The following is an 8,169-nucleotide window of genomic DNA, read 5'->3' as shown; positions in this document are numbered from 1 at the left end:
CAGTCATAACGGCGTTTTCTCCATGCCTCTGCCAGATTTGCACAAACAGAACGAGATGAACGACGAATTTGATCAGTTAAAGAATAACGTTCTTCAACAGGAAACTTTTTAGATAATTCAAAAATTTTCATGGCTACATCAAATGCCATTTTATACACTTCCAAGTCTTCATGACTTTTTATTGGTTCCTTTTCCATTCCACCACCTCCTCCTTTACTTAGAAATCATTCCCCCTGCCCCCTGCCCCCTGCTCCCTGCTCCCTGCTCCCTGCCCTCTTCCCCCTGCTCCCTACCCCCTGCTCCCTGCCTCTTCCCCCTCCTACCTTCTTCACCCTATGATGAATAACGCGGTGATTAAAAATATATTACGAAAAAATGGAAATATTGCCAGAAAATTTGCAAACTTTGCAAGGAAAAGTAGCAATTGTGACTGGTGCTTCCAGGGGCATCGGTAGAGCGATCGCAGGGGAACTGGCTAAATTAGGGGCAAATGTTGTTGTTAACTATGCTAGCTCTAGTCAAGCGGCAGAGGAGCTAGTGACAGAAATTACCTCTGCTGGGGGAAATGCTATTGCACTACAAGCAGATGTATCCCAAGGTGATCAGGTAGACTCATTATTTAAAACTGCGATCGATAAGTTTAAGCGTATTGATATTTTGGTAAATAATGCAGGTATTACCCGCGATACATTGCTATTAAGGATGAAGCCAGAAGATTGGCAAGCGGTAATTAACCTTAATCTCACAGGTGTATTTTTATGTACCCGTGCAGCCAGTAAAATTATGCTCAAACAGCGTTCAGGGCGCATAGTTAATATTGCCTCTGTTGCTGGACAAATGGGTAATCCTGGACAAGCGAACTACAGTGCGGCGAAAGCAGGGGTGATTGGTTTTACCAAAACAGTAGCCAAAGAATTGGCTCCCCGTGGCATTACAGTTAACGCCGTTGCTCCTGGTTTTATCGCCACCGACATGACAGAAGATATCAAATCAGAAGAGATTCTCCAGTTTATTCCCCTTGGTCGTTATGGACAACCGGAAGAGGTTGCTGGGATGGTACGTTTCCTAGCCGCAGATACTGCTGCTGCTTATATTACCGGGCAAGTCTTCAACGTTGATGGCGGTATGGTTATGGCGTGAGGGAGTGTGGGAGTGTGGGAGTGGAGGAGTGAGGGAGTGAGAGAGTGATGGAGTGGGAGGGTGAGGGAGTGAGGGAGTGATGGAGTGAGGGTTGGTAGTTGATAGTTAAGGGTTGATGGTTGAGGGTTGGGAGTTAAGATTTTTTATCTTTCCCTCCTTCCCTCCTTCCCTCCTTCCCTCTTTCCCTACTCCCTACTCCCTACTCCCTACTCCCTACTCCTTCATAGCTCGCATTCTCTGCCAAACAGTAAAACTTAAAAGCAGAATAATACTAGTAGTAGTGGCAAATATCACAGCCAGACTCATACCTTGAAACCTCATTGCTACTACATTACAAGCCAATGTAATTACCCATAAAGTCAAGGCTGCACGGCGCTGAGATAAACCCCAAGCCAAAAGACGATGATGTAAATGGTCTTTACCAGGAGTACTCATGGGATTTTTACCTGCCAATAGTCTCCTGATAATTACTTGTGTAGTATCTAGCACAGGTAATAGCAGGAATAAAACAGGAGGTACTAAAGCCACAAGGGTTGAAACTTGTAGTTGTCCTAAAATTGTGGTTGCAGCTAGTACATAACCAAAAAAGTAGGCTCCAGCATCACCCATAATGATATGGGAAGGATGGAAGTTATGACGGAGAAAGCCTAAAGAACCACCACCAAGAGCCCCTAATACTAAAGTTGCAGCTGCACGGTTGGGAAATTGAGCTGAAACTGCCAGTAAACTCATGGCAGTAATAAAACTAACTCCACCCACTAAACCATCCATACCATCCATTAAATTAATGGCATTGGTAATTCCCACCACCCACAATATTGTGAATAAAATGGACAGCACGGAGTCAACAGGAGTACCAAATGCAACTTCTAACCTGATATCATTACCTACTAACAACAATGCTGTGAGTACTTGTACCAGCAAGCGCACAGAGGGAGGTAAACCAAATTGGTCGTCAATAAAGCCGACTAAAACTAAGATTGATCCTCCTAATAGTACGGTTAGAACTTGTGCCAATACATTTTGTAGTTCAATCGGTCGCAATAAACTAGCTAGAACCAATGCTGCTACAACCCCGGCATAAATTGCCAAACCACCCGCATTAGGTAATGGTTCTTGGTTAAGACGGCGAGCATTGGGTTGATCTGCCCAACCAACCCGCAGAGCAAATTTTCTGACTGCGGGGATCAAACGCCAGGTAACTACCCAAGCTAATAGAAAAGTAAATACCACTGCTAGCCAGCCGGAACCGCCAGGGCTAGCAATACCAATTGCCTTCAGGGAGTTGTATATATTCATCTCCCAATCTAAGTACTAATAAAAATTTTCAACATCAGCATCATAGTGTATATTAATAAATTTTTTCTGATCTATCTGTGATTTCACTGTTTAATATAGTTAGCACTCTTTGCCTCTGAGTGCTAAATTGTCTAATGGAAGTGATCGAGAAGTAAAACATGGCGAAAATAGTTTCCTTTGATGAAAATTCACGGCGGTCATTAGAACGAGGTATTAACTCCCTGGCAGATGCGGTGAAAATCACTCTGGGACCTAAAGGGCGTAACGTTCTCTTAGAAAAGAAATTTGGTATGCCCCAAATTGTCAATGATGGTATCACCGTTGCTAAAGAAATTGAACTAGAAGATCCTTTAGAAAATACAGGCGCTAAATTAATCCAAGAAGTTGCCTCTAAAACAAAGGAAGTTGCTGGAGATGGTACCACTACAGCTACTGTTTTAGCTCAAGCAATGATTAAAGAAGGGCTAAAAAATGTAGCTGCGGGAACAAATCCTGTGTCTGCTAGACTTGGAATTGAAAAGACTGTTGAAAAACTAGTTACAGAAATTGCTGCGATCGCTAAACCAGTAGAAGGAGATGCAATCGCTCAGGTAGCTACGGTTTCCGCCGGTAATGACGAGGAAGTAGGTGCCATGATTTCTGAAGCCATGGCAAAGGTGACTAAAGATGGTGTAATCACCGTTGAGGAATCCAAATCCCTGAGTACAGAACTAGAAGTTGTGGAAGGGATGCAAATCGATCGCGGTTATATCTCTCCTTATTTCATTACCAATAATGAACGGATGACGGTGGAGTTAGAAAATGCCCGCATCCTAATTACAGATAAGAAAATCGGCAATATTCAAGAATTAGTAGGCATTCTGGAGAAAGTTGCTAAAGCTGGTCAACCTTTACTCATAATTGCTGAAGATATCGAAGGTGAGGCTCTGGCTACTTTGGTAGTTAACAAAGCCAGAGGTGTATTGTCTGTATGTGCCATTAAAGCTCCTGGATTTGGGGAACGCCGTAAAGCCATGTTGCAAGATATTGCAATTTTGACTGGCGGACAAATGATTTCTGAAGAAATTGGTTTAAATTTGGATACCGCTTCTTTAGAAATGCTGGGAACTGCCCGCAAAATCGAAATTGATAAAGAGAATACCACCATCGTTGCTGCTGGCGAGCATACAAGTGATGTCCAAAAGCGCATCGAACAGATTCGTAAGCAGTTAGAAGTAACTGATTCCGATTATGATAAGGAAAAACTGCAAGAACGCATTGCCAAGTTGGCTGGTGGTGTGGCAGTAATTAAAGTTGGTGCGGCAACAGAAACTGAGTTAAAAGACCGTAAGCTGCGGATTGAAGATGCTCTGAACGCCACCAAAGCGGCTGTGGAAGAAGGAATTGTTCCTGGTGGTGGTACAACCTTAATTCACTTAATTAGCAAGGTGAATGAAGTTAGAAACAGCCTCCCAGAAGAAGAACAAATTGGGGCGGATATAGTGGCGCGATCGCTAGATACGCCTTTGCGTCAAATGGCTGATAATGCTGGCTATGAGGGTTCTGTTGTTGTCAATCAAGTACGCAATACAGAATTTAACATTGGCTACAACGCCATTACAGGGGAATACGAAGATATGATTGCTGCTGGTATTATTGACCCAGCAAAAGTAGTTCGTTCTGCCTTACAAAATGCTGCTTCTATTGCTGCTATGGTATTAACTACCGAAGCGATAGTAGCAGAGATGCCCGAGAAAGAACCTGCTGGTGGTGCCCCTGACATGGGCGGCATGGGCGGCATGGGCGGCATGGGCGGCATGGGTGGCATGGGCGGCATGGGCATGGGTATGCCTGGTATGGGTATGATGTAAGCCCTCACCCTGATGTAAATATTTTGATAGATATTTTGACTGCAGTTTGCCTTAAATTATAGGTAAGCTGCTTTTTTATGTCAGAAGGTAGTCCCGATGAAAAAAGTTATGTATTATTTTATTTCATATATAGGAATCGTACTTGCTTGAATCTTGCTACGTATATTGGGAAATAAAACTTTGTATGGCAAGCTTCTAGGTAATTTGGTTTTTCAGAAATCAAATATGAGTCCTATCAGTGCCATATAAGTATTTTATTGGTCTTGAAAAATGCTTCTAAATAATCGTTATAAATTTATTCGCAAAATTGGTGAGGGTGGATTCGGTGAGACTTTCCTCTCAGAAGATACTCAAATGCCTTCTCACCGCTATTGTGTAATTAAACGACTTAGACCAATTGAAGACAATCCTCAAGTTCATCATTTAGTACAACAACGTTTTCAACGTGAAGCAGCTATTCTAGAAGAACTAGGTAACGGTAGCCCTCAAATACCTTACTTATATGCTTACTTTTCAGATAATGGTCAATTTTATTTAGTTCAAGAGTATATTGAAGGGCATACTTGTACAGAAAAGATACAAAAAAATGGATTAATGACTGAGGTAGCAGTCAAAGAAATTTTAATCAGTCTTCTGTATGTTCTGGATTATATTCATAGCAAAGGCATAGTTCATCGAGATATAAAACCAGATAATATTATTATTCGTAATGATGATGGAAAGCCTGTATTGATTGATTTTGGAGCTATTAAAGAAACTGTAGGAAATAATTTGTTAACCACATCTGGTAATTTGACTAATTCAATTGTTATTGGTACACCAGGTTTCATGGCACCCGAACAATCAATTGGACGTCCAATTTTTTCCAGTGACTTATATAGTTTAGGATTAACTGCTGTTTATTTGCTAACAGGCAAACAACCACAAGAATTAACTGACACCACAACGACTAATTTTGTATGGCGACAATATAGACCTGATTTAAGCAGCAAATTTGCATCAGTCTTAGATAAAGCAATTCAGTTTGAACGTCAAGAACGTTTTACAACAACTCAAGAGATGCTTGCGGCTTTGCAAAATCAAATTATTTCTCTGCCAAAAAACAATCAAAAAGTAATACTTTTGAGTAGTGTAATTCTCGGTATGGTGGTGGGTGTACCTACTATCGTTTGGCTTGCCAATAGAGACAATGCAGAAGTAGCAATATCATCGCCGGATCCAGGAAATGTCAAAAAAGATACTAGGGCAACAGATCCAGACGCAGTACCAGTAGTGTCAGAAAATTCTCCTAGCCCATCTTCCTCATCAATTTCAGTATCGCCTACACCTACTACGAACACGACCATTAAATATTTTATTGGTGTTCAAATGGCAACATTAACACCTCAATTAAAGGAAAATTGGAGACAGAATACTGGTTGGAATATATCTTCAAATGAAGGAATTATGTTGGTACACATATATAATCCTTCACCAGCATCACAAGCTAAATTACGTGCAGGGGATGTTATTTTTGGTGTAAATGGTAAGTTTGTTAGTCAGGAAGAATCTTTCCAAGAAATAGTTCAAAATAGTCAGGGTCAGCAACTTGTATTACAAGTAGAACGCCAAGGACAGACTGGGCAAATAGTGGTGATACCTGCGCCCATACCTCGACTATCTCAGTAAGCGGATAACATATGATATGTCGCTAGATTTTTGATTATCATAAATCATCAAGGATAAAAAATTACTCTAAAACTCAATCACCCTATCATTTCATTACCCTATTGATGAAACTGTTGGGCATAAAATCCGGCATAGTGATGTTGTAAAGCTAATAATTCCTCGTGTGTTCCCGACTCTACGATTCTCCCCTCTTCTAATACCAAAATCCGATCGCATTTTCTAACTGTACTCAGACGGTGGGCAATAATAAATACGGTTCTCCCATACATTAATCTTTCTATGGCTTCCTGTACTAATGCTTCAGAATTAGAGTCTAAGGCTGATGTGGCTTCATCAAGAATCAAAATCCTGGGATTGAGCAGTACAGCACGGGCGATCGCAATTCTTTGTTTTTGTCCTCCAGATAGGTTTACCCCTCTTTCACCCACCCAGGTGTCATAACCGTCGGCAAGTTGAGTGATAAATTTATGGGCGTTGGCAATTTTCGCCGCTTCTTCTACAGCTTGCAAGTCGAATTCAGCTTGTCCAAAGGCGATATTTTGGGCAACTGTACCAGAAAACATGGTAGTTTCCTGGGGAACTATACCAATCTGTCGTCGCAGGCTGTGTAGGGTGACATCCCGAATATCAATACCATCGATGAGTATTTGACCGGCTCCTGGGTCGTAAAATCGGGGCAGAAGGTTGACAAACGTGGTTTTACCTGATCCGGAAGCTCCTACTAAAGCGATCGCTTCTCCAGGCATTGCCAATAAGCTAATATGGTTTAATACTGGCTCTCCAGACTCATAGGCAAAGGAAATGTGGCGATATTCTACTTTGCCATCTACGACGGGAAGAGGGGAAGCATTCGGCTTGTCTTCTACGGTGGGTTTAATTATCAATAATGCAAATACGCGATCGACTGATGCCTCCCCCTGTTTAAATTCGTTGTAGTTATTAGTAGTATGACCCACGGGATCGATGAGTAAAGCTGCACCAGTAAGATAGCTAAAGAATTTCTCTACTGTGAGATTACCTTGGGATATTTGCCAAGCACCCACGAATATTAAGATTAAAGCGCCCACCGCTTCCAAAAAACCAATGATCGGTATTTGAACGGCTTTCAATCTTTCGGTGTGATATTTAGCTTTAAAAGCCCGTTCTGCTTCTCGACTAAACCGAGAAATTTCGTAATTTTCCGCCGCAAAAGCTTGGATAATGCGAATACCACTAAAAACTTCCGTCAGAATTGCAGATAAATTAGATACTCTATTTTGACTTTTAATCGCAAATTTACGTAAGCGCTCCCCAAACCAAGCAATTAATACCCCCATCAATGGAGCAACAATTACCGTGGCTAATGTGAGTTGCCAATTGAGGTAAATCATGTAGATAGGAATTGCGATCAACTGCAATACACAGGGAATAAAGTCATGAAATAGTTTATGGATAACTTCCCCTACCCGATCAACATCTTCCGTCAGCCGATAAGATAAATCCCCAGCCTTAGTGGTTTGAAAATAGCTGAGATTGAGTTTTTGCAGGTGAGAGTAGACTTGCTTGCGGAGATTAAAAGCCACTCTTAGCGCCGCCTTCGCCATGTAAATATCTTGTATAGATTGGAAAAAACCCCTCACTAAAAATACTGCACCAAGGGTACCAGAAAGTTGGGCGATCGCTACTACATCACCTTGACTAAAGGGAGTGGATAATTGACCAGCGAAATTGATTAATGTGAGAGTCGCTAAGACGTATCCAATAATACCTAAAAAGCCTTTGAGTATATTTTGCCACTGGGGACGAATATAGGGGAGAAGATGCCAATAATTAGAGCGCGTTTTCAATCTGTCACATCCACAACAAGATTTTAATTTTACCTTGTTTGACGTTGTTCACTTGATGGTAGTTTCTGTTTTGGGAAATATAGCAGTTGCTATTATGTTTAGGACGTTTTTCAGTTGATAGTTGTTAGTTGATAGTTGATAGTTGTTAGTTGGTGGTTGGTGGTTGGTGGTTGGTGGTTGTTAGTTGTTAGTTGATGGTTGACAGTTTTTGAGTAGAACAATATTGTCTTAACCGATATGTCCATTGCTATAAATGAGGAGTTAGGAAGGAGGAAGTGTCCAATCTGCAATTACCAGTCCTGGTACTAGCCCAAAATCCTTTTGATTGCGCGTAATAACTGTAGCATTCAAAGATAATGCGATCGCAGCAATTCGCATATCCATTT

At 41.4% G+C, this 8,169-nt stretch carries 7 protein-coding genes; 3 read left to right on the top strand and 4 right to left on the bottom strand.

Annotated features, from left to right (window positions below):
• Window positions 1–197 (bottom strand): four helix bundle protein (locus tag CALSC_RS05530; protein WP_143288161.1); only part of this gene is annotated, 197 nt, incomplete at its 3' end.
• A gap of 178 nt (window positions 198–375) precedes the next feature.
• Between CALSC_RS05530 and fabG the strand changes: the two genes are divergently transcribed.
• Complete coding sequence (gene fabG, locus CALSC_RS05525; protein WP_088240401.1) at window positions 376–1,140, top strand: 3-oxoacyl-[acyl-carrier-protein] reductase; 765 nt, start codon at window positions 376–378, stop codon at window positions 1,138–1,140.
• Window positions 1,141–1,353: 213 nt separating this feature from the next.
• Here the strand turns inward: fabG and CALSC_RS05520 are convergent, their stop codons facing one another.
• Window positions 1,354–2,439 carry an MraY family glycosyltransferase gene (locus tag CALSC_RS05520; protein WP_088240400.1) on the bottom strand — a complete coding sequence of 362 codons (1,086 nt, stop codon included), beginning with the start codon at window positions 2,437–2,439 and terminating at the stop codon, window positions 1,354–1,356.
• Between the two features lie 158 nt (window positions 2,440–2,597).
• On the opposite strand from CALSC_RS05520, the gene groL reads away from it, so the two are divergent.
• Window positions 2,598–4,289, top strand: a complete 1,692-nt coding sequence (groL, locus tag CALSC_RS05515; RefSeq protein WP_088240399.1) for a chaperonin GroEL — start codon at window positions 2,598–2,600, stop codon at window positions 4,287–4,289.
• Window positions 4,290–4,559: 270 nt separating this feature from the next.
• Window positions 4,560–5,957, top strand: coding sequence for a protein kinase domain-containing protein (locus CALSC_RS05510; protein ID WP_088240398.1), 1,398 nt, complete (start codon window positions 4,560–4,562; stop codon window positions 5,955–5,957).
• 98 nt (window positions 5,958–6,055) lie between these two features.
• On the opposite strand, the gene CALSC_RS05505 is transcribed toward CALSC_RS05510, so the two are convergent.
• Both CALSC_RS05505 and CALSC_RS27800 read right to left on the bottom strand, forming a co-directional pair.
• A complete protein-coding gene (locus CALSC_RS05505; protein WP_088240397.1) occupies window positions 6,056–7,783 on the bottom strand; it encodes an ABC transporter ATP-binding protein in 1,728 nt (575 codons plus the stop codon).
• A gap of 110 nt (window positions 7,784–7,893) precedes the next feature.
• Window positions 7,894–8,028, bottom strand: coding sequence for a hypothetical protein (locus CALSC_RS27800; RefSeq protein WP_268807187.1), 135 nt, complete (start codon window positions 8,026–8,028; stop codon window positions 7,894–7,896).
• Window positions 8,029–8,169: the final 141 nt, after the last annotated feature.

It is taken from the genome of Calothrix rhizosoleniae SC01, assembly GCF_900185595.1.
Lineage (GTDB): Bacteria > Cyanobacteriota > Cyanobacteriia > Cyanobacteriales > Nostocaceae > Calothrix_A > Calothrix_A rhizosoleniae.
This window is presented reverse-complemented; position numbering and strand designations above follow the sequence as displayed.

Coding starts and splice junctions, on each gene's coding strand:
- fabG (WP_088240401.1), top strand. CDS start 376: ATGGAAATATTGCCAGAAAATTTGCAAACTTTGCAAGGAAAAGTAGCA.
- CALSC_RS05520 (WP_088240400.1), bottom strand. CDS start 2,439: ATGAATATATACAACTCCCTGAAGGCAATTGGTATTGCTAGCCCTGGC.
- groL (WP_088240399.1), top strand. CDS start 2,598: ATGGCGAAAATAGTTTCCTTTGATGAAAATTCACGGCGGTCATTAGAA.
- CALSC_RS05510 (WP_088240398.1), top strand. CDS start 4,560: ATGCTTCTAAATAATCGTTATAAATTTATTCGCAAAATTGGTGAGGGT.
- CALSC_RS27800 (WP_268807187.1), bottom strand. CDS start 8,028: ATGGACATATCGGTTAAGACAATATTGTTCTACTCAAAAACTGTCAAC.